The sequence below is a fragment of the Lacticaseibacillus sp. 30 genome (assembly GCF_053819265.1).
Map to the genome: position 1 here is coordinate 1 of NZ_JBSOQX010000028.1, position 20511 is coordinate 20511.

The 20511-nt window shown below is 45.5% G+C and carries 21 protein-coding genes and 1 pseudogene; 10 read left to right on the plus strand and 12 right to left on the minus strand.

Annotated elements, in window-relative coordinates; genetic code table 11:
• The 5 genes and pseudogenes from ACWPAB_RS13455 to ACWPAB_RS13475 form a co-directional block, all read left to right on the plus strand.
• Positions 1–78 (plus strand): annotated as a pseudogene (locus ACWPAB_RS13455) (DUF3862 domain-containing protein); the annotation flags it as partial.
• Between the two features lie 76 nt (positions 79–154).
• Complete coding sequence (locus ACWPAB_RS13460) at positions 155–838, plus strand: hypothetical protein (RefSeq protein WP_003585060.1); 684 nt, start codon at positions 155–157, stop codon at positions 836–838.
• A gap of 204 nt (positions 839–1042) precedes the next feature.
• Complete coding sequence (locus ACWPAB_RS13465) at positions 1043–1468, plus strand: pyridoxamine 5'-phosphate oxidase family protein (RefSeq protein WP_003574518.1); 426 nt, start codon at positions 1043–1045, stop codon at positions 1466–1468.
• A gap of 23 nt (positions 1469–1491) precedes the next feature.
• Positions 1492–1695 (plus strand): hypothetical protein, encoded by a 204-nt coding sequence (locus tag ACWPAB_RS13470; RefSeq protein ID WP_016382342.1) that lies wholly within the window; start codon positions 1492–1494, stop codon positions 1693–1695.
• An 89-nt stretch (positions 1696–1784) separates the two neighbouring features.
• Positions 1785–2969, plus strand: coding sequence for a site-specific integrase (locus tag ACWPAB_RS13475; protein ID WP_012491423.1), 1185 nt, complete (start codon positions 1785–1787; stop codon positions 2967–2969).
• Between the two features lie 126 nt (positions 2970–3095).
• Here the strand turns inward: ACWPAB_RS13475 and ACWPAB_RS13480 are convergent, their stop codons facing one another.
• From ACWPAB_RS13480 to ACWPAB_RS13490, 3 genes are all read right to left on the minus strand, one after another.
• The gene (locus ACWPAB_RS13480; RefSeq protein WP_003566494.1) at positions 3096–4436 is read right to left on the minus strand and encodes a glucose-6-phosphate isomerase; all 1341 of its coding nucleotides are present in this window, start codon (positions 4434–4436) and stop codon (positions 3096–3098) included.
• 213 nt (positions 4437–4649) lie between these two features.
• The gene (locus ACWPAB_RS13485) at positions 4650–5507 is read right to left on the minus strand and encodes a GRP family sugar transporter (protein WP_003566496.1); all 858 of its coding nucleotides are present in this window, start codon (positions 5505–5507) and stop codon (positions 4650–4652) included.
• A gap of 171 nt (positions 5508–5678) precedes the next feature.
• On the minus strand, positions 5679–6284 hold the full coding sequence (locus ACWPAB_RS13490) for a VanZ family protein (protein ID WP_455692704.1): 606 nt from the start codon (positions 6282–6284) through the stop codon (positions 5679–5681).
• A 465-nt stretch (positions 6285–6749) separates the two neighbouring features.
• Between ACWPAB_RS13490 and ACWPAB_RS13495 the strand changes: the two genes are divergently transcribed.
• The 3 genes from ACWPAB_RS13495 to ACWPAB_RS13505 all read left to right on the plus strand — a co-directional run bounded on the left by ACWPAB_RS13495 (position 6750) and on the right by ACWPAB_RS13505 (position 10416).
• The gene (locus tag ACWPAB_RS13495; protein ID WP_003569886.1) at positions 6750–9005 is read left to right on the plus strand and encodes an LTA synthase family protein; all 2256 of its coding nucleotides are present in this window, start codon (positions 6750–6752) and stop codon (positions 9003–9005) included.
• An 85-nt stretch (positions 9006–9090) separates the two neighbouring features.
• Positions 9091–9837 carry a hypothetical protein gene (locus tag ACWPAB_RS13500; protein ID WP_003585070.1) on the plus strand — a complete coding sequence of 249 codons (747 nt, stop codon included), beginning with the start codon at positions 9091–9093 and terminating at the stop codon, positions 9835–9837.
• Positions 9838–9846: 9 nt separating this feature from the next.
• On the plus strand, positions 9847–10416 hold the full coding sequence (locus ACWPAB_RS13505; protein ID WP_003566504.1) for a branched-chain amino acid ABC transporter ATP-binding protein: 570 nt from the start codon (positions 9847–9849) through the stop codon (positions 10414–10416).
• A 121-nt stretch (positions 10417–10537) separates the two neighbouring features.
• Here the strand turns inward: ACWPAB_RS13505 and purB are convergent, their stop codons facing one another.
• The 9 genes from purB to ACWPAB_RS13550 form a co-directional block, all read right to left on the minus strand.
• Entirely contained in the window at positions 10538–11833 is a 1296-nt protein-coding gene (gene purB / locus ACWPAB_RS13510; protein WP_003566506.1) for an adenylosuccinate lyase, read from the minus strand.
• Positions 11834–11902: 69 nt separating this feature from the next.
• Positions 11903–13012, minus strand: a complete 1110-nt coding sequence (locus ACWPAB_RS13515) for an ATP-grasp domain-containing protein (protein WP_016382004.1) — start codon at positions 13010–13012, stop codon at positions 11903–11905.
• Positions 13013–13032: 20 nt separating this feature from the next.
• Positions 13033–14361 carry a nucleobase:cation symporter-2 family protein gene (locus ACWPAB_RS13520; protein WP_003566511.1) on the minus strand — a complete coding sequence of 443 codons (1329 nt, stop codon included), beginning with the start codon at positions 14359–14361 and terminating at the stop codon, positions 13033–13035.
• Between the two features lie 6 nt (positions 14362–14367).
• Positions 14368–14946, minus strand: coding sequence for a xanthine phosphoribosyltransferase (locus tag ACWPAB_RS13525; RefSeq protein WP_003566514.1), 579 nt, complete (start codon positions 14944–14946; stop codon positions 14368–14370).
• 190 nt (positions 14947–15136) lie between these two features.
• A complete protein-coding gene (locus tag ACWPAB_RS13530) occupies positions 15137–15778 on the minus strand; it encodes a glycoside hydrolase family 73 protein (protein WP_016367160.1) in 642 nt (213 codons plus the stop codon).
• Positions 15778–16260, minus strand: coding sequence for a GNAT family N-acetyltransferase (locus ACWPAB_RS13535; RefSeq protein ID WP_003569870.1), 483 nt, complete (start codon positions 16258–16260; stop codon positions 15778–15780). The genes ACWPAB_RS13530 and ACWPAB_RS13535 overlap by 1 nt, the downstream gene beginning before the upstream one ends.
• Positions 16261–16501: 241 nt before the next feature.
• Positions 16502–16702 carry a cold-shock protein gene (locus ACWPAB_RS13540; RefSeq protein WP_003566521.1) on the minus strand — a complete coding sequence of 67 codons (201 nt, stop codon included), beginning with the start codon at positions 16700–16702 and terminating at the stop codon, positions 16502–16504.
• Between the two features lie 683 nt (positions 16703–17385).
• Positions 17386–17598: a type II toxin-antitoxin system PemI/MazE family antitoxin gene (gene mazE, locus ACWPAB_RS13545; RefSeq protein WP_003569868.1), complete on the minus strand. Its 213-nt coding sequence runs from the start codon at positions 17596–17598 to the stop codon at positions 17386–17388.
• Positions 17599–17661: 63 nt separating this feature from the next.
• Complete coding sequence (locus tag ACWPAB_RS13550) at positions 17662–18627, minus strand: aromatic acid exporter family protein (RefSeq protein WP_003566523.1); 966 nt, start codon at positions 18625–18627, stop codon at positions 17662–17664.
• 127 nt (positions 18628–18754) lie between these two features.
• On the opposite strand from ACWPAB_RS13550, the gene ACWPAB_RS13555 reads away from it, so the two are divergent.
• Positions 18755–19393 (plus strand): YkyA family protein, encoded by a 639-nt coding sequence (locus tag ACWPAB_RS13555; protein ID WP_003606991.1) that lies wholly within the window; start codon positions 18755–18757, stop codon positions 19391–19393.
• A gap of 86 nt (positions 19394–19479) precedes the next feature.
• On the plus strand, positions 19480–20409 hold the full coding sequence (locus ACWPAB_RS13560; RefSeq protein WP_003569858.1) for a glycosyltransferase family 2 protein: 930 nt from the start codon (positions 19480–19482) through the stop codon (positions 20407–20409).
• Positions 20410–20511: the final 102 nt, after the last annotated feature.

The following is a 20511-nucleotide window of genomic DNA, read 5'->3' on the forward strand; positions in this document are numbered from 1 at the left end:
GGTGATCTAGGTTCCAACTTCAACGTTACATTTACAAATGATGCTTTAAGCGGGAAAACTCAGTCTAATATGAAGTAGTCCTTTTGAAGGCCCCTACTTGGGGCCTTTATTGGGTACAAAAATAGCCCCGGTGGCGAGGGCTGAGGAGGAAAATATGTCAGCTAAAGAAGATAGCCTAAATTTCAAGGAATATGGAGAACTGGCACTTGAGGGCATCATAGCGTCAATACCTTCTGTCGGGGCAGCCTTACAAACAGCTTATTTTGGAAGGAAAAACGAGAAACGATTCAAGCGAATCGAAAGTTTCTATAATGAGTTGTCGAAAGATATTAATAAACTTCATGCGCAGATGGCCACAAGCGAGCAAATAGATAGCGTCTCAAACGAACTATCAGATTTCATGGAAGCAACGAATGACATTATTGAATCACAGTCTAGCCTTGCAAAAAGATCTATGCTTCACAATGCATTTTTGAACATTCTCACATCACCCGAATCTGTAGATTGGTCGAAAAGTAGGTTTTTCATGTCCACGGTTTCTCAGATTGACATGATTGATTTAAAAATAATGTTTGCGATACAAAAGATTCCATCTAACAGATGGGCAATTCCAGAAGAAGTTGAACGTGCACTCTCGCTAGATCATTTTTTCTCTATCGGATTGCTAGAACGGTTAACCAATCTTGGATACTTGGAAAAAAGACTTGGTAGCATCACAATGAATGAGAATGGAACCAACATTGACACCTACTACAGGATTACAAATTTAGGGAATCAGTTTTTAGACTTTGTTATGAATCCACCTGTCTCCACAAACACACAAAACAGCGATAATTAGCCACACATACCAGTATTTTATAAAAAGTTGGCCAGGCGTTAAGTTGATCAAACTATCAATGAAACGGCTCATGCCGTCACCTGCTTTCAGTTACAAGTAAACACAACTCACTTAATTATAGCAAAGATGAATTGTATTCACCATCAACGGCTAATAGCCCCGCCACCCGCATCAAATTAATAGTTAAGACAAGGAGTCTTACTTATGGCAAATTCTACGATCAGGCAGGCCGATATACTGTTAAGAGAGTGTACCGTTATGCAGGTAGCTACGCTTGATACCGATACCGGTTTCCCTAATATAGTTTCGCTCACACCACTTAAATCACACCGATCGCTTAAAGAGATCCTTTTTTACACTGATCGCGACACTACTACCATTCACAACGTCCTAGAGAAGCCTGTGGTGGCTGTTTACTGTTTCAATGAGCTACACCACTCATCGTTGCTATTACGTGCAAAAACAGCTGTATTGACTGCTGAGGAGGTCTTGCCAAACTTTGCTGAAAACCTCAACACTTTTCAAAAATCGCTACAGTATGATCGACCCGTCATCATTCGTTGCACACCACTAACCGTCAAGATTAGATACAACAATGACATCGAGTTCAGTAAGCTAAACGAAATCTAAGATCAGTTCTTGGAGATGTACTTATGAATGGTCCAGTTACATTAAGTGAGGCACACTTCATTGGCCTCATCATTGTTCTTATAGGCGTCTACTTCGCCCTGTTTGGCCACAGGCATCATTGGGTTCGTTGGCTAATTGACCCTGATAAGCCCGGCAGTAACCTGTGGTGGGCAGCCGTTTTTATCATCATCGGCGTGCTCATGATGATGGTTAGAAAGATGCAATAACACGACCCCATAACGGGGTTTTATTTTAAGGACATAACGAACATACGTTTGAATTACAAACTCTAAGAGTTCAAAAGGAGTGCGATATCATGGCATCAATTAGCTCATATAAACTAAAAGATGGCAAAAAGGCCTGGGAATTCTATATATTCGCTGGTGTTGATCCGCAGACAGGAAAAGAAATAAAGATCCATCGGCGCGGTTTTCCAACCGAAAAAATAGCCCAGCAAGAAGCCACCTTGGCCGAGGCCGAAATAATCAAAGGCCACTCTCACTACCAAACTGAAAGAATTTTAATGGCTGATTATCTCAATCAGTGGATCACTAAGCTTAAGGTTAATGTCAAAGAGGGATCCATGATTATCTATCGATATAATCTTAAGAAATACATCATCCCAAAAATTGGGGATATTCGACTAGCCAAATACACGCTTAAGGAACATCAGGAGTTCATCAGCAGTCTATTCAATGATGGCTTGTCTCTTAACACAGTAAAGCTCATCAATGGAACGTTGCACAATGCGTTAAAAAAAGCCGTTGCAATTGGTTACATTACCAAAAACCCTACCGTTGGTGTCGAGTTCAGTGCGTATGCTAAAGACAATTCCAAAAAACTTCACTTTTGGACAAAAGATCAAGTTGGATCTTTTATAGAAGCAGCTGAAGAAGATAAAGAGCCCATGTGGCTATCATTCTTTGTGACGCTGATTGACTGCGGACTTCGTGTGGGTGAAGCCATGGCTCTTCGCTGGTCAGACATTGACTTCAGTAAAAATACCTTATCAGTTAATGCAACACGAATCTATCGTGCTGAGACTGGATCAAACGCTGGCAAAATAGCGCTTGATCGTCCCAAAACATTAAGCTCTAAGAGAACCGAATACATGACCGCTCGAGTAAATGATCTTCTTCAACAACAATATGAGCGCCATTTCAGTCACGGCAATGTACAAGGCTTTCGGTTTTCTACTAGCCACAATAACGATTTTGTCTTCACCTATTCGTCTGATGCCAAGTTTGGACAACCGCTCCGATCTCGAGCAACTACCGGTGCTTTTAATCGCATCACCAATCGGGCTGGGCTCCCTCACATCCGTATCCATGATTTAAGACACACGCATGCCGTTTTAATGCGTGAGGCAGGATTAAGCCTTGATGACATCAAAGATGATCTTGGGCATAAAGACATTTCAACCACTCAAATTTATGCTGAAATCTCTCCGGCAAAAAAGAAAGAAAACCATCAACAATTCGAAAAATACCTAAATCAGTGAACACAAAAAGAGCTCCAGAACATGTGGACAAGTCCGAAGTCTTCACCAAAACTTCACCACGGACTTTTACAACATGATTCTGGAGCTCTTTATTTACCACATTTCAAATCGCGCAAGCCCTTGCCATTAAAGGCGCGCGTTCAATTCCTTGGTCATATCCTCATAACCCGGACGGCCGAGCAATGCAAACATGTTCTTCTTGTAGGCTTCAACACCTGGCTGGTTGAATGGGTTGATCCCGTTCAGGTAGCCGGAGATTGAAACGGCAGCTTCGAAGAAATAGATCAGATAGCCTAAGGTGTAGGCATCCTGCTTTGGAATGGAGACGGTCATAACTGGCACGCCGCCATCGGTGTGGGCGAGAACAACCCCTTCATAGGCCTTGCGGTTAACGAAGGACATCTTCTTGCCAGCCAAGTAGCCAAGGCCGTCAAGGTTGTTAGCATCTTCAGGAATGGTTAGGTCGCGGTTTGGTTCTTCAACCCAGACAACGGTTTCCATCAGGTTGCGCAGACCTTCCTGAATGTATTGGCCAAGACTGTGCAGGTCAGTACTGAAGTTGGCACTTGAAGGATAGATCCCCTTCTGGTCCTTACCTTCAGATTCACCCATCAATTGCTTCCACCATTCACCAAGGTATTGCAACGTTGGTTCGTAGTTTTCCAGCAATTCAGTGGTATAGCCCTTGCGATACAAAATGTTCCGCAATGCGGCGTACTGATAAGCTTCGTTTTCCTTCAAATCAGCTGAAGCGTATGCCTTACGACCATCACCGAGACCACGCATCATTTCGTCAATGTCACCGCCTGCAACAGCGATTGGCAACAGACCAACAGCGGACATCACAGAGAACCGACCGCCGACATCATCAGGAACAACGAATTCTTCGTAGCCTTCTGCGTCTGCTTCTTGCTTCAAAGCACCCTTGGCACGATCAGTTGTCGCATAAATCCGTTCCTTTGCGCCATCTTTGCCATACTTTTCGATCAACTTTGCCTTCAGAACACGGAATGCAATTGAAGGTTCAGTCGTGGTACCAGACTTACTGATCACGTTGATCGAGAAGTCACGGTCGCCAATAATGTCAAGCAAGTCCGCCAGATAAGTACCAGAGATTGAGTTACCAGCAAAATAAACTTCTGGGAACTTCAGATCAGGGTCAAGGTTACGGAAAGTCTGGGAAAGAAAATCAACCGCCATCCGTGCGCCTAAATAAGAACCGCCAATCCCAATCGCAACAAAGACTTGAGAATTGCCTTGAACTTTCTTGGCTGCTGCCTTGATCCGGGCAAATTCGTCCTTGTCATAGTTGACTGGCAAATCGATAAAGCCGCGGAAATCCTTACCAGCACCTGTTCCTTCACGCAATTCCTTGTCAGCTGCAGTCACTAACGGCTGCATCTGTTCAAGTTCATTGGCATGAACGAACTTGTCCAGCTTAGATGAATCAAATTTGATGTACGACATCGTGTGCTTCCTCCTCTAAATACATAAGTAACTGTCAAAAGTCGATATGAGAGTGGTTTCATAAAAAACGTCAATTCAATTATTAATTCGAAATAACTCATCAAGTAAACTTTTAAATTCAGTTACCCATGCTTTGTTCAAATTCACACTCTAACAAGTTAACTTTAAAATTGAATTTGTAAAAAAGCAAGCAATCGAGCAACTTCTCATCGATTACTTTGCTTTCATGATGCCAAGGACGACACCACCGAGAATCACCAGTGCCGACCCGCAGCTAACCCAGATCATTTCCTTGCGTGTTTTATGCTCGCCAAGCAGATAAATCGAGCCGAAAGTCGAAATGACAATTCCCATCTGTGACAATGAATAAGAAACCGCTAAACCAACATTGGCCATCGATAACAACATGAACACATTCCCTGTTCCCCAAAGCAGGCCTGTCAAAATATTTTTGGCAGTTGCCTTAGCAAATGGCTGATGGCCAATGCCCATTAATAACGCACCAATAATCATGCCGATGGATTGCGGCATCACAACGGCCAAAGCGCCAAGATGCCCAGCGTTGACGATAATCGTGTAGCCTGCATACCCAACTGTCGATATCAATAAGGTTCGCAGCCCCTTTGCAACGCCACTTTGTGTTGTGAAGTCGTCTGTTTGTTCGCGCCTTGATGTCAACGTTGCACCCACAATCAGCAATACCAGTGCAAGAATGCCCAAGGTCACATCACGACCATTACGCCATTCGTGGAACAACAGCGCACCGGCCAGTGTTGTCGCAACAAGCTGCATCCCTGTCGAAATAGGCATCGTCATTGAGACACCCATATATTTCATGGACTGAAACTGTTGGCCTTGTCCTAATGCCCAGAAAAGCCCAGAGACAATCCCAAGTAACCAAATTTTAGTATCTAAGACCGGACGCATGACAATCAACGTGCCGATCCCGAAAACCAGCGCGCCAAACGTCATCCCCAAAGTTTGCTGATAAGCATTGCCACCTAGTTTGCCACTGACCAAGCCAATGGAGCCCCATGCAATTGCTGGAATCAGCGCAAGTAAAAATCCCATTACGCGCCTCTTTCTATTTCAATGATTGATTTAAAAAAATTGAACACAAAAAAATATTCTAGCGGTTTTCCCACGGCAAGACAAGCACAACCTGATCTAAAGCATTTCCAAGAGACAGCTCACCTTCATGATACACAGAAAACTCATGATGAATACTAAAACGACTCATGCTTATTTACGATGATGAAACAAGCGATATAGGCTATAGCCGAAAATCGCACCGATCACATTGAAAATAACATCATCAATGTCCGCTACCCCACTGATTAGCAGAAATTGTAGGGTTTCAATACTTAACGACGTCAGCAAGCCAAATATAACCGTGCCCGCGAGACGCCGTCGACGTTTGCTCACCCAGGGAATACCAAAGCCAAGCGGCATAAACCAAGCAATATTCCCTAGTGATTGATACCAGAGATCGAAGTGACTGGCAGCATGTTGTAATTTAAGCGTTTCAACAAGCGGTCGGATATTAATCACAGATAATGGCCGATTCCAATGAAAGTGCAGTTGCCACGGATAATACACATCGCGAAAAACTGTCAAAGCAAATAAGATCATTAAATAACCGACAAAAATGCCTAGTTTCAATTCCCGCCCAAAAGTGGTTCTCCGCTTCGTCAACAACAGCCAAAGGCAGCGCAAGGCTGCAAAGATCAATAGGTATAGAATAGTTTTGTCCAAACTAAAAACAATCAATCGAACCAAAGGAAAATGGTTGACGCGACTGAGCGAGGTTGTATTAATCCAGTTGTAAAATGGCCCCAAAAACAGCATTGTGCTACCTCCAGTTGTCATTGTAGCAAAGTGACTGAAGGATACCCACAATGTGTTACAACTTTTAAAGACTCTGTAAGAATGATGAGCATCACCCTCTGCCATTAGGAAAATGAGGTACGCTAATCATTGCATGATTTGCCATGATACCAGCGACGGGATCAAGATTTAAGATCATTTCACCAATATGTCGGGAGGCCGGCGCGGGACATCAAAAAGCACTAAAATAGCGTTCTCGCCTCATTGTCCCAAAGCAGCGTAGAAACCAACACATAAGGGTCTAAGCAAAATGGTAATTAGGCCTTTTGCAGTTGCTTCAGAAACACGCTCGCAAGCACAGCTCATTTTTCAGATATTGAGACACGCTTGCCACCCCCAAAACCAAGTTGGCTCAGACGCTGCTTTTGTGCTTCCTCCCTTTTGCGGGTACAATGACAAAGAACAAAGTGGAAAGGAGTTGCCGCTTTGAAACGGTTACGACTAAATCGCCTCGCACAGTGGATAAGATCAACCCGGATTGGCTTTTTAGCCTGTCTGCTTTTTTTGGTATGGGCTAAGACCATCTTTGGTTACTTTGTGGACTTTTCACTTGGCTTAAATGATCCGCTACAATACACCTTGCTATTATTAAATCCTTTAGGAACTGGGATCATTTTCCTATCGCTTGGCTTGTATCCCAAGCATGCGCGCCGCGGTTACCTCATCGGCGTCATTGTTTACATACTCAGCACTTTGCTATTGCTCGCAAATGTTCTGTATTATCGTGAGTTTTCAGATTTTCTGACCATCAACACGGTCCTTGGCGTCTCTAAAGTGAGTCAGGGTCTTGGAGCTAGCTCGCTTAGCATGGTTAAACCACACGATATCATTTATGTAATTGATATTGTGCTAGTGGCCTTGGCTTATTTTAGTTACAGTATTTGGAATATCTGGCGCTATATCCACAATGAACCTTTGCGCTGGCCGCATTTCGGTCTGACGTTGGATACCCGCCAACTTCCCTTTCACTTTCCGCAAGCGGTCACCGTCTTTGGGATCGCGCTGTTTGGGTTGATCATGGCGGTTAGTGAAATGAATCGGCCGCAACTTTTGACGCGGACTTTTGATCGGAATTATATCGTTAAGTATCTCGGCTTGGCGCCATTCACCGTTTACGATGCTGCCAAAACAGCCCAGAACAATCAGGTCCGCGCCCAAGCAGACAGTTCGAATCTTGACCCAGTATTGCAATATACGCGGTCACATTATGCCGCTCCAAACGCCAGTTATTTTGGGACGGCCAAAGGCAAAAATGTCATTATTATTCATTTGGAAAGCTTCCAACAATTCTTGATTGGCCAAAAAATTGACGGTCAAGAAGTCACGCCTTTCCTGAATTCACTCATTAAAGAAAAAGACACACTTAGCTTTAGCAACTTCTTTCATCAAGTTGGTCTTGGTAAAACCAGTGACGCCGAAAACATGCTAGAAACCAGCACGTTTGGGATTGCCAATGGCTCTTTATTCAGCAGTCTCGGCACTGAAAATACGTTTGAAGGAGCGCCGGCCATTCTCAATCAACGAGCCGGTTATACCAGTGCTGTTTTTCATGGTGGCTCTGCTAGCTTCTGGAACCGCGACAATGTATACAAGAGTCTTGGTTATAACGACTACTTTTCCGGCAACTTTTATAATCATGACGAAAAAGCAGCGACTGAATATGGCATTAAAGATAAGTTGATGATGGCCGAGACACCAAAGTATCTGGAGCATCTGCAACAGCCTTTCTATGCCAAAATCATCACGACGAGCAATCATAATCCTTTTTATATCACCCAAGCTGATTCCGATTTTCCTGACGCCGGTACTGATGACGCCACGATCAACGGTTATTTTCGCACGGCTCATTATCTTGATGAAGCGCTCAAGGAATTCTTCAACTATTTGAAAGCAAGCGGTTTGGAAAAGAATTCGCTAGTGATGCTTTATGGGGATCATTTCGGTATTAGTAATGATCGCAATACCACTCTGGCACCGTTGCTTGGCAAGGATCCTAGCACTTGGAATGCGTTCGATGATGCTCAGTTGCAACGCGTCCCGCTGATTTTCCACATGCCTGGTCTTAAAGGCGGCGTTAATAGCACTTACGGCGGCGAGATCGACGTCTTGCCGACCTTACTTCACTTACTAGGCATTGATAGCTCGCGTTATGTCCAATTTGGCACCGATCTGCTGTCCAGTCAGCACGACAGCGTCGTTGCCTTCCGTAATCACAATTTTGTCACCTCTAAATACACCGTACTTGGCAGTAAAGTCTACGATAATACAACCGGTAAACTGCTGACATTGACGCCTGCGCTTGAAGCAACCATCGCCAAGGATCAGAAGTCAGTGGACACAAGACTCAGCCTTTCAGACGATGTCGCTAACCGCAATCTCTTACGCTTCTACGTGCCACTTGGCTTTAAACCCGTCAACCCTAACCAATATGACTACAATCAGAGTCTCAGCAATGTCTTGTCAATCGAACGCAATCTAGGCAGCAAGAGCACCAGTCTCTATAGCGAAAATAATGACCAATCAACAACTGGACTTTACCAAACTGATGCTCCTGAATTAGCCGACGACACTGATCCCATCACCACCTTCCCAGATAAAGTTCAGGATCAAACTGAAGCCTCCAGCAGCAGCAAATCTAGCAGTTCGTCTGATGTGAATGTCACAACTCAACCATCTAAATAAATTCAAATAACATAGTAAATGCTCGGCTTATGTTCACACTTTGTTCAAATTCATTGCTTATACTGCTTGTGAGGTGAACGGGTAGATGCATTTCTTTGAGCGAACGTTTTCAGGATTTCGTTATCATCGCCGTTATTATATTGTGATGATGCTGTTATCAGTGGCGTTCTGCTTGATCAGCATCATGCTGATGACAAGTGAAATGATTGACCAATCTGCTCAGGCAGCTTTTTTGCAACGCTTGAACTCATTTGGAACACAAAATAGGCAGACGATTTTGCTCAGTACGCAGGTCGGACAAGCCCACATTCAAATGGTGCAGGCTGCTCAGTCGATGCTGACCAAAGTTGTTTTTGCTGACGGTCTTTTGTGGCTTGCAGGAACTGCTTGGCTATGGCGGCGTCGACGGTCTGAAACTGATGCTTTGTATTTAGTCGGAAAAAGCAGTATGTCGATCGGCTTACAATACGCCTTTGAAGCAATTTTCAGCTTTTTAATTAGCTTCATTGTTAGTATTTTTCTTGTGGTTTTATTAAATGATCAATTGATTTATTTCTTAACGACCACAAATCGTTCGGTATTTGCCCATCTGCTACAACAAAAGTATGACAGCATCGCAATGAACCACGCATTTGAGCAACTCTTTGCCCGTCACCTGACTGGTTTTACCCGTGAAACCCTCTTTTATTACGGTAGCAAAACTGATGATATGACACAGCCAACCGGTTTCCTGTCAGCACTGGGAAATGGTCTCGCCGTGATTTTCATCACCAACATAGGTTTGGTCACACCACTTTCCATGCTTCGGAAAAGGCGTGCCTTACCGCGTTAGGAGACAGCCATGTTATTTCGATCAAAACTACTTGATATCTATCGCGAAAATTTTGCCAAACTTTTTACCCCAACGACGATTCAGTATCTCTATGCCTCAAACGAGAATGACCTGATTGCCTTGCATGATCAGTACGTGCGCGATTTTATTAATGGTGGCGTCATCAAGCAAGTCGGCTTCATTAATAGCCGGCATACAGGTATCCTTGACTATCTCAGCGTGCGAAACAACCTTTGCATCAATGGACGCTGCAAGGATTCTGATTTCTTGCCTGAATGGTTATCCACGAATTCACCGATCTTAGACCAGCCAGCTGCGACATTGAACACCATGCAACGCATTTATTTGCAATTTTATCGTGGCTTGATGGGTAAAAAACGTTACCTGCTGCTAACCAGCTCTCCTGCGATCTTTGATCCTTATGTTACCCGCGACTTCCTCACTGAAGCCAATCATGCATTGCAACAAACCAATAGTTGCTTGCTAGTTTTAACAACAGATCAATCCTTGTTAAATGCGAATCCTAACCATGCTTGGCAGGAACCGCCTGTATTGACGCTGAGTGCCCTGACAAAATGAGTCTTGTTCTCGTTGCTATCACAACTTGAACAGGACTTTTTCTATGGTCAACAGGTGGCGCAAAATGCGGCCAAACAAAAACGACGAGTCTGCACTCGCCGTTTTTGTTTGATTTATTTGCTTATGCTAAACCAACTCGTTTGAAAATCTCATCAACATGCTTGAGGTGATAGTGGTAGTCGAAAGCATCGTCTAAATCGGCCTGACTTAACCGATCAGTAATCTTCGGATCAGCTTCAAGCAACGGACGGAAGGCGCGATGCTCATCCCATGCCACCGCAGTCTTGGGTTGAACCAAGTCATAGGCTTGTTCTCGGCTCAAGCCAGCTTCGATCAGCTTCAGCATCACCCGCTGGCTGTAAATCAGGCCATGCGTCAGATTCATATTGGCTTTCATTCGGTCTGGGAAAACATCCAAATTGTCCAAAATACTGGTGAAGCGATGGAGAATGTAATCAAGCAGCCCGGTAGCATCTGGCAACATGATCCGTTCGGCACTGGAATGCGAGATATCGCGTTCATGCCACAACAGCACATCTTCTAAGGCTGGCGTCTCGTATCCACGAATGACGCGCGCCAAGCCAGAAACATTTTCCGAACCGATTGGATTGCGCTTGTGTGGCATAGCACTCGAGCCCTTTTGACCTTTGTTGAAATGCTCTTCGACTTCATGAACTTCGGTACGCTGCATATGCCGAATCTGCAAAGCAAATCGTTCCACCGAAGTCGCAATTAGGCCAAGTGTCTGAATGTAATGCGCATGCAGATCACGCGGCAGAATCTGAGTCGAGATTTCTTGAGCGCGAATACCCAACTGCTCTGTGACGTACGCCTCAACAGCAGGCGGCGTATTGGCGAAGGTACCGACTGCACCGCTAATCTTACCAGCTTCAACATCGCTAGCCGCGTCTTCAAATCGACGGATGTCTCGCTTCAATTCAGAATACCACGTGGCAACAACCAACCCAAAAGTAGTTGGTTCAGCGTGCACGCCATGCGTCCGCCCCATCATCACGGTATCCTTATGGGCCTTCGCCAACTTCGCTAAACTAGCCTTCAAGGCGGCCAAATCTGCACGCAGAATCTCGTTAGCCTGCTTCAACAGGTAGCCCTGTGCCGTGTCGACAACATCGGTACTGGTTAAGCCAAAATGAACCCATTTCTTCTCAGCGCCGAGGCTTTCAGAAACATCCCGCGTGAATGCCACCACGTCATGATGCGTGACCGCTTCAATTTCATGAATCCGATCAACATCAAACTTAGCATGCGCACGCAATGCTTGGACATCAGCAGCGGGAATTTCCCCTAGTTTGGACCAGGCTTCGGCAGCTAAGATTTCAACTTCCAGCCATGCAGCATAACGGTTCTTCTCTGACCAGATTGCGGCCATTTCGGGACGACTATAACGCGGAATCACAGGCTTTTTCCTCCTTCAAGTGGACAAAACAACAACAGGTATCCTTGGTTTTCGACTGCCAGCACGCGATCATTGAATGACAAAGTGGCCAGTCGCATTCACACTGGCTTTGATTGCTTTCAAATCACCCACGATCTGAATCTCGCCGGTTAGCTCGCCACCAGTCGGATAAAACGTAAATCGCCAATCAGGTTTAATTTGAATCTGAGTCAAAACCGCGTCCATATCTTCTGAACGCAGCGGAATGCCAACGCCGTCCTCAGCCAATTGCAACTCCGGCAATGGCCAGCCTAGAATTGCGCGCAGATGCAGCTCATATTCAGAAATGTCACTCGTATTCAGCATCAGATGGCCATATAATTTCGGCCCTGGATAAACTCGCTTCACATAAAGCGTCCCATTGCTGGCTAAGAAAAATTCAAGACTAAAGATGCCCGTATAGGCTAACTTCTCTGAAATTTTAGCAGCGATACGCCGGATCTCAACAATCACTGCTGGATCAACATCGGCGCGCACAGATGAAGCCTTCAGTTGATGACGATCAAAATAATTCTGGATGACCGGGCCGATGCGCACTTCTGATCCCGCCTTCGCAACGATCACAGCGACTTCTTTGATGTCTTGTAAGTATGCCTCAAGAATATATGGTCGCTGTTGCAACAACTGCTGTGCCCGCGCGACGTCATCTGCCGTGGACAGCAGCAACTGCTGGTCAACGCCCATCCCCTTCTGAATCGGTTTCAGCAAGGCTGGATAACCGATTGTGTCAACAGCCTCTTTAATATCATTCGGCGTAATGACTTGGGTATAAGGCAAAATGTTCATATTCAGATCGTCCAAAAAGACTTTTTCCAAATAGCGGTCTTGGGTGACAGTCAAAATGTCGACCCCGGAAGGCAATTGGTTGGCAGTGGCTAATTCCGCCAGCAACGAACCATCGACATTCTCATCTGTAAAAGTCATCACTGTGCTTAATTGCGTGAGTTCTTTCAGCGCTGTCCGATCAGTGGCATCGCCCACCAACGGAATATCCGCCTTTTCAAAAGCAATATCCGTTTGTGTCGGCGCCAAAACGACCGTGCGCATGCCCATCGAATTGGCCGCATTCGCCATTTGAAAAGCAGTCACACCGCCGCCGATAATGCCAATCGTTGCACCTGAACTAATAAATTGCGTCACATCTGTTCCTCGCTTTGACTTTATTTATCTGAATCGCGTTCGTTCAAGCCTTCATCAACCGACATTTCTTGCGTCCGACGTGGCGAATTGAACAGCCAATTCAGCAAAACCGCACTCAAGCTGGTCATTAAAATGCCTGACCCAAACAGCAATTGAATTGTTTTTGGCAAGAACTGAACGATATGTGGCTGAACTGTCACGCCAAGTCCCAGACCGATCGAAATGGCAGCGACAAGCAAATTCTTATCATTGTCAAAATCAACCTGTTGCAACATCCGAATGCCTTGCACAGCCACCATGCCGAACATCACCAGCATGGCCCCGCCAAGCACCGGTGCTGGAATAATCGTGGCTAAAGCGCCAATTTTTGGCAGTAAACCAAGAATCACTAAGAAAATCGCGGAAAAAATAACTGGCTTGCGGGTCTTAATCCCTGACAATTGAACCAACCCAACGTTTTGCGAGAAAGTGGTGTATGGGAAGGTATTGAACAACCCGCCAAGCATCACGGCTAACCCTTCGGCGCGATAGCCGCGCTTCAGGTCGTCTGCTTCAATTTTACGGCCGACAATGTCCCCTAACGCGAAGAAAACGCCAGTACTTTCGACCATGGATGTCATCGAAATTAAAATCATCGTGACAATCGAGCTCCACTCAAACTGCGGTACCCCAAAGTAAAATGGCGTCGGTACGTGGAACCAGCTGGCCTCAATCACCGGCTGAAAACTAACCAACCCAAGAAAACCGCCAAGCACCGTACCAGCAATCAAGCCAACCAAAATCGCGATTGAATGCAGGAAACCTTTGCCCCAGACATTGATCGCTAAGATCAGAAGTACCGTGAAGGCCCCGACCATCAGATTGGTCATGTTACCAAAATCCTTGGCCGTTGTTGAGCCACCGCCAAGATTTTGAAAAGCAACCGGAATCAACGACAAGCCAATGACCGTGATCAACGAACCGGTCACCAACGGCGGGAACAAGAAACGCAACTTTGAAAAAGCACCGCCGATTAGGAAAACGAACAACCCAGCAACAATGATGGCCCCGTACATCGTTTGAAAATTAAACTTCTGGCCAATCATGATCAAAGGCGCCACCGCTTGGACGGCACAGCCCAAAACGACTGGCAGCTTAATCCCAAAATACTTGTTGCCAAATACTTGCAAAGCCGTTGCGATACCACACATGAAGATATCAATCGACACCAGATACGTCATCTGCTCAGACGTAAAATGCAACGAAGCACCAATCAGAATTGGTACTAACACCGAACCGGAATACATCGCCAGCAAATGCTGCAGTCCCAATGCGGCTGCTTTAGGATTCGAAATCGCTTTATTCTTCATCGTGGGCTAATCCTCCGGCGCAAAGATGACCTGACCATTTTCAAATGCATTGATGCGCGCCAATGATTCGACGCGAACGTGCTTTTCATCAAGCAACTTGCGGCCTTTTTGGAAAGTCTTCTCGATCACAATCCCCACACCGCTCAGTGTCGCACCAGCCTGTGCAATGATATCCATCAAACCTTCGACCGCCTGACCGTTGGCAAGAAAATCATCAATGATCAAAACATTGTCATCGGCTGAAAGGAACTTGCGAGAGATAGCGATCTCATTGGAGGTTTTTTTAGTGAACGAATAGACCGTAGCTGTGTAAAGATGATCTTTTAAAGTCAAGCTCTTATGCTTACGAGCAAAAACCAACGGCTTGTGAAACTCCATTGCCGTTGCAATCGCCGGCGCAATACCGGAACTTTCAACCGTCAGAATTTTGGTGATCGGCTCATTGCTGAAGCGCCGGTAGAATTCATGACCGAGATCTGCCATTAAATCAGGATCGACCTGATGATTCAAAAAGTTATCCACCTTCAAGACATCTGTTCCTATTACTTGGCCATCCTTTTTGATCCGGTCTTCCAGTAATTTCACCACAAGCACTCCTTTTAATTGTAAATTTTCAACAAGCTTACCATAAAAATCAGTGTGGAACAACACAATCACGCTAATTCCCGAACAAACACGCGAAGCCGCTTTCATCAAAAGAATAAGTAAAATCCCCGTGATTCGGCTTTAAAAAGTCAAAATAACGAGGATTGCCGCATCACTAAAACACGAACGTTCAGCTATCATATTGGGTTAGATTCCAAGTTTCAATCAAATGAATCAATTTTTGTGGATAATCAGGATCAGTAGCATAGCCATCCGTCTTCAAAGCAGCTGCCGCTGTTTTATAGTCCTTAGCGGCACGAACTGTGGCATATTGTTGCGGATTCCAATCAGTCCCATTAACGAATAACAGCGCATGATCGCGGATCGACTCACTGTCGTTGTCATACACCCGAAAACGGCCATCGACCGTGATCCATTTGTCATTGACATATTCCTGCGTGCGCAAAACTTTGGTCGTGGCTGGATCGGTACCTTTGATGCCAAACAGGTTATGGTAGTCCTTCGCCAATGCACTGGTACCCCAGTTGGATTCCAAAATGGCCTGTGCTAAGGTGACGCTTGTCAAAACACCATATTGCTTTTGCATGACCTGTGCTGTCGGCACCAAGCGCTTAATAAAGGCAACTTTTTTTGCGCGTACTGCCGCCTTTTCATCCGCAACTTCTTGTTTTTGCGTCACTTCTGTTTGTTGTTGGGCCCAGTATGAACCAACCACAAGCGTCACACCGATCGCAAAGAAACCGATGACTAGCCAAGCAGCAAGCGGAATTATTTTTAACGTAAAATGTCGGCGCCTTTTGGCCAAAAGCATTACTCCTTTGTTTTATCAGAACCTGTCAATAACAACCGTCGTCGTAACACAACCATGTCCTGCAACTGCATCCCTTCTGCATACAGCGGATGGGCATACTGATCGAAGAAATGCTTACGGATTGCGTCAAACCGGAATCCCTGGCGCATGTAAAAACGCAGATTCTCGAAATCCACATCACCAGTACCAACCAGCATATCCTGATAATCAGGCGCATACACCAGTCCGACGTACCGTAACAAGCTCGCACCGATACCTTGGCGACGGCGGGCAGGCAGTACCGCAAGATTCTTCAGTTCAATAGTGGTAGCATCCACAGGCACTACCATGGCCACGCCAACCGGCACAGTCTCGTCAATCGCTGCAAATAACGTGCCAGCGTCCAAATACCGCCGCAACATATTCGGATCCTCATCCCCAATCAATAAAAGATCCAAATAATGCAACCGAGCTTCCGGCGCAACTTTCACAAATCTTAACATGCAGCCCTTCCCCACCTTCCAAAAAATGTTTCAATTAACATGCTATGAACTAGTTTAACATGCACTTACACGCATTGAGCACCTGCCAAATGAGTTTTAGAAAAAGTCAGACAATCCGCCACTTTTATTTGAAGCTGGCACGCAACATCGCTACTCACCCATTTTACCTGTATCTGTCCTCGTGCACACGCGAAAATAAAAAGCCGGTTGCATCTCTGCAACCAGCTCTGAAACTTTCATATTAGTCTTTGTTAACGTTAACCGCTTGTGGACCGCGATCGCTGTCTTCAACTTCAAAAGTGACTGCTTGGCCTTCTTCGAGGGTCTTGTAGCCGTCGCCTTGGATAGCTGAGAAGTGAACGAAAACATCGCTACCATCTTCGCGAGTGATAAAACCGTAACCCTTTTCAGCATTGAACCATTTAACTGTGCCGTGTTCCATGAGAACATTCCTCCTTGCGTCTGCTGACGCATGATAATATCGTGTATTTCTGTTTGGTACAAGTGGAAGAAAGTTCTGAAACCATGCAACCACGACCATTCAAAAAGTACATATTTAGTCTACCATCACGCCAAACGGCAAGCAAGTATAGAGCGTGAGCCAACCCGGTTAGAAATCGGAGTGTAAGCGGCCTTGGATGTGATGACTGGGCTTTGGTCATTGCATCCAAGGTCCTTACACGCAGATTTCTGGGTTGGCGATCGCGTTTAAGAGCGTGAGCAGGCGCGATTAGAAACCTGCGAACGCGTTTTTGCAATGCAAACGACGTTTCTCTTCAGTTCTATTCCAGTCAAGTATCTCCCCTAGTCCGAGCTGGCTACGCGGCGAGGAGGGCTGGCGACCGCGAAGCTAGAGCTGTGGGCACAGCTTTGAACTCGCGCAAACCCCGCGCGATTTCAAAGTCTGGCCTTGTTGTAGGCGGTAAACCGCCAACAACAATTTCACGGCTGAGCCCCCTCGCCGCTCCGCCAGCTCTTGCTTTCTATCTTAGAATGCCGATGACGCAACTACTCTATTGTACTCATGATTGCTCAAATGATCAGAGAATGCCATTATTGAATTTTCGTCACTTTGAGAGACAGAATCAACTGGAATATCGTTACCTTGCTTGCGGCGATGGGACATCAGCGAAAATTGTGCTCAATATCAGCCCACTCTTCGGGTTGATAAAGTGAAAGAGATTTAGCCTCAGCATATGGGTGGTTAATTTTTGGCACTAATGAGTAACTTCCGCTCTTGTCAGGAACTAACAGAAAAGCATCCCCCTGCTTGAAACTCGAACCACTTGGCAGCGATAGTGCTAATGAGGTACCGAGTTTTATGACTTTGACATCCATCAGATTAAACGCCCCTTTTTATTTTCCAACTTAAATGACTTAGGACATGTAGGAAACCGCAAATCAATTCTGTGATGAAATAATATTGTTAAAATTCCGCTTTAACTGCAACAAGCGGGAAAAGTCTTCTAGGAAATAGAACAATCGCGCGCGGCTTTCGAAGCTTGCGCGGTCTGTTGGCAGCGCTGATTTAGCAAAATCGCGTTGAATTTTTTTGACCATGGTGACCAATTGTGTGGCGGGGTTGTCTTCGGTCAGAACACTGGCCGTCATCGCCAAGGCATCGCTAATAACGGCTGCTTGTTCCACAGGTGTTTCGATACGGTCAAGGCTGTCTTGCATTTGCCGGAGCAACTCATATTGATTGTCGCGCATTTCAAAATAGGCTTGAAAATAATCATTATCGGCCAGCAATTGATTGTCACTATGGCGATTAGCCCAAGCAACAGCGGCATCTAAGGTCATTTTCAAATCTGACAAATTCGCCCAATTGTCCGCACTTTTAATGTGATCCGGACCCAATTGCTGGCTCATATGATCGAGAATCTCGCGCATCTCGGCTTCGACTTGTGCCTGAAACTCAGTGATTTTGGCTTCCAGACTTGGCATGAACAAATTGGCAATCAATGCCACACCAGCGCCCACTGCGAGCAATAATAGTTCATTTTTAATCCAGAACCAACTGCAGCTTTTCGCCATCATAAAATGAGTGACTAGCACCGCGGTCATGACGATACCGCTCTGCACCGCAAACACGTTGGTCAAAGGAATAAAAATGAGTAAGAAAAGTCCGAAAGCCAGTGCATTGTACCCCAGCACCAAAAATGCACCGATCGCAATCACAAAACCTAACACGGTCGCCAATAAGCGATATGCGACTAGCCGAAATGATGCCTTGGTCGTATTCTGGACTGATAAAATCGTAATAATCCCAGCGGCCGTCCAATATTCAAGGTGCAACTCGTAAGCAATCAGCATTGCCGCTGCCGTCCCCACTGCTGTTTTAACCGTTCGCATACCTATGTGCATGGCCATCACCCTCCAGAGTCAGTTTAGCATAGAACATTCCACTTAATGAATAGTCAACACATGTACTCGTCACGCCCCGCTAGTATTTAATCGGGCTTTACGCTACCATATAAACAGAGGAGCTGCTATGAAAAAATTACTCATTTTGTTAGCCAGTCTGGCAGTCTTGATTGTTGGATGCTCGGCGACTTTAAATCCTAAAAGCCAGTTAAAAACCACAACCGCCACCGTTCAAACGCAGGTGCAGCAAGAACAAGATGCGTTAAAGACGATTGGATCAACGGTAAACGCCTTTCCTTCTGCTTTTGAAAAGGCTTACCAGGGAAATCCGCAAACTGATTTAAAAAAAGAAAATGGCCCTGTCAAAAAACTTTTGGATAGGCGTGCCGCGGCGTTTAAATCATTAGAAGCCGCCAACAGCGCTTTAGTTGGGGCAAATAATACGTTGACAAAGCTCAACAATCAGCCATCTGAGGATACACCACAAACACAGTTGAATAACGTTCTCACAAGTCTGAAACTCGCCAAGTTAGATCACAAAACACTGGTCAGTTATTACCGCGAAATGTTAACGGCTGAGGATACCTTCTTCTCCACCACCGCAGATAGTGACACCTCACAAGATGACTTAGAAAGCCAAATTTCTCAACTGAATCAATATTACAGTTCACTCAATCAACAAATCGATGTCATGACGGCCAATCTCACAACCGTCACCAGTCAAACAGATAAACTAGCAAAAGCCATTAAGTCTATGCGGGATTAGTTTTATTATAACGGTACCGTACGAGTTGACACGTCAAATTATTTCCCCAGCCATCATCAAATTAACGCAAAACAGGAGGCCTTCTCATGCCGCAAAGTGTGGCAATTATCATTCCATGTCATAACGAGTCAGAAAATGTCCCGCTGATCTATCAAGAACTTGTTAAAACATTCCGCGACGACTTAACCGCGTTACAAGCCCAAATTTGGTTTGTCAACGACGGTTCAAGTGACGATACCCTTCAGCAAATCAAACAGTTACAAGCAAAAGACGATCAGGTTCACTTCATTGATCTTTCTCGCTCGTTTGGTAAGGAGGCGGCCATGTATGCTGGTCTCTCTACCGCAAAAGCAGACTACTACGCCGTTATGGATGCTGATCTGCAAGACCCGCCAGCGATGCTTCCTGATATGTATGCCGCCTTGCAAGACGGCTATGATATGGCTGGTGCTCAACGCACTGACCGCTCAGGCGAAGCTCGGATGCGTTCATTTTTCTCGGATTTATTCTATAAATTCATTAATAAAGTCTCGCAAACTCAAATTGTGCCAGGGGCACGGGATTTCCGCTTGATGACGAGACAGGTTGTCGAAGCTGTCATTCAAATGACCGAGCGCAACCGCTTCTCTAAAGGGCTATTCAGTTGGGTTGGGTTCAAAACAAAGTATCTGCCTTATCGCAACATCGAGCGTCAACATGGGGAGACGAGCTGGTCCTTCATGGGGCTCTTGCGATACGCGCTTGATGGCATCATCGACTTCTCTGAAGCACCGTTAACCTTCGTGTCCATTCTTGGTATCGTGAGTTTCGTTGGCTCGTTTTTTGCTTTAATCTTTATTGTTGTTCGCGCAGCTATTTACGGTGATCCGACCGCTGGCTGGCCGTCAATGGTCTCTATCTTTCTGATGATCGGCGGCCTCCAGTTGTTCGCCCTCGGCATCGTTGGCCGCTACATCGGCCGCATTTACTTAGAAACCAAACGACGCCCGATTTTTATCGCACGTGAGATCAAGTAACTGTATGTCACATAGTCAAAAGTAATTTAAAAATGATTGAGCTGGGACATAATCCAGTGCTATTAAAGAAAAGCAAACAACTCCTTATTGCGGAAAATTGTT

Coding starts and splice junctions, on each gene's coding strand:
- ACWPAB_RS13540 (WP_003566521.1), bottom strand. CDS start 16,702: ATGGAACACGGCACAGTTAAATGGTTCAATGCTGAAAAGGGTTACGGT.
- ACWPAB_RS13550 (WP_003566523.1), bottom strand. CDS start 18,627: ATGCACATAGGTATGCGAACGGTTAAAACAGCAGTGGGGACGGCAGCG.
- ACWPAB_RS13530 (WP_016367160.1), bottom strand. CDS start 15,778: ATGCTTTTGGCCAAAAGGCGCCGACATTTTACGTTAAAAATAATTCCG.
- ACWPAB_RS13485 (WP_003566496.1), bottom strand. CDS start 5,507: ATGGGATTTTTACTTGCGCTGATTCCAGCAATTGCATGGGGCTCCATT.
- ACWPAB_RS13480 (WP_003566494.1), bottom strand. CDS start 4,436: ATGTCGTACATCAAATTTGATTCATCTAAGCTGGACAAGTTCGTTCAT.
- ACWPAB_RS13475 (WP_012491423.1), top strand. CDS start 1,785: ATGGCATCAATTAGCTCATATAAACTAAAAGATGGCAAAAAGGCCTGG.
- mazE (WP_003569868.1), bottom strand. CDS start 17,598: ATGGATGTCAAAGTCATAAAACTCGGTACCTCATTAGCACTATCGCTG.
- ACWPAB_RS13535 (WP_003569870.1), bottom strand. CDS start 16,260: ATGTTAAGATTTGTGAAAGTTGCGCCGGAAGCTCGGTTGCATTATTTG.
- ACWPAB_RS13555 (WP_003606991.1), top strand. CDS start 18,755: ATGAAAAAATTACTCATTTTGTTAGCCAGTCTGGCAGTCTTGATTGTT.
- ACWPAB_RS13505 (WP_003566504.1), top strand. CDS start 9,847: ATGTTATTTCGATCAAAACTACTTGATATCTATCGCGAAAATTTTGCC.
- ACWPAB_RS13470 (WP_016382342.1), top strand. CDS start 1,492: ATGAATGGTCCAGTTACATTAAGTGAGGCACACTTCATTGGCCTCATC.
- ACWPAB_RS13460 (WP_003585060.1), top strand. CDS start 155: ATGTCAGCTAAAGAAGATAGCCTAAATTTCAAGGAATATGGAGAACTG.
- ACWPAB_RS13500 (WP_003585070.1), top strand. CDS start 9,091: ATGCATTTCTTTGAGCGAACGTTTTCAGGATTTCGTTATCATCGCCGT.
- ACWPAB_RS13560 (WP_003569858.1), top strand. CDS start 19,480: ATGCCGCAAAGTGTGGCAATTATCATTCCATGTCATAACGAGTCAGAA.
- ACWPAB_RS13490 (WP_455692704.1), bottom strand. CDS start 6,284: ATGCTGTTTTTGGGGCCATTTTACAACTGGATTAATACAACCTCGCTC.
- ACWPAB_RS13465 (WP_003574518.1), top strand. CDS start 1,043: ATGGCAAATTCTACGATCAGGCAGGCCGATATACTGTTAAGAGAGTGT.
- ACWPAB_RS13520 (WP_003566511.1), bottom strand. CDS start 14,361: ATGAAGAATAAAGCGATTTCGAATCCTAAAGCAGCCGCATTGGGACTG.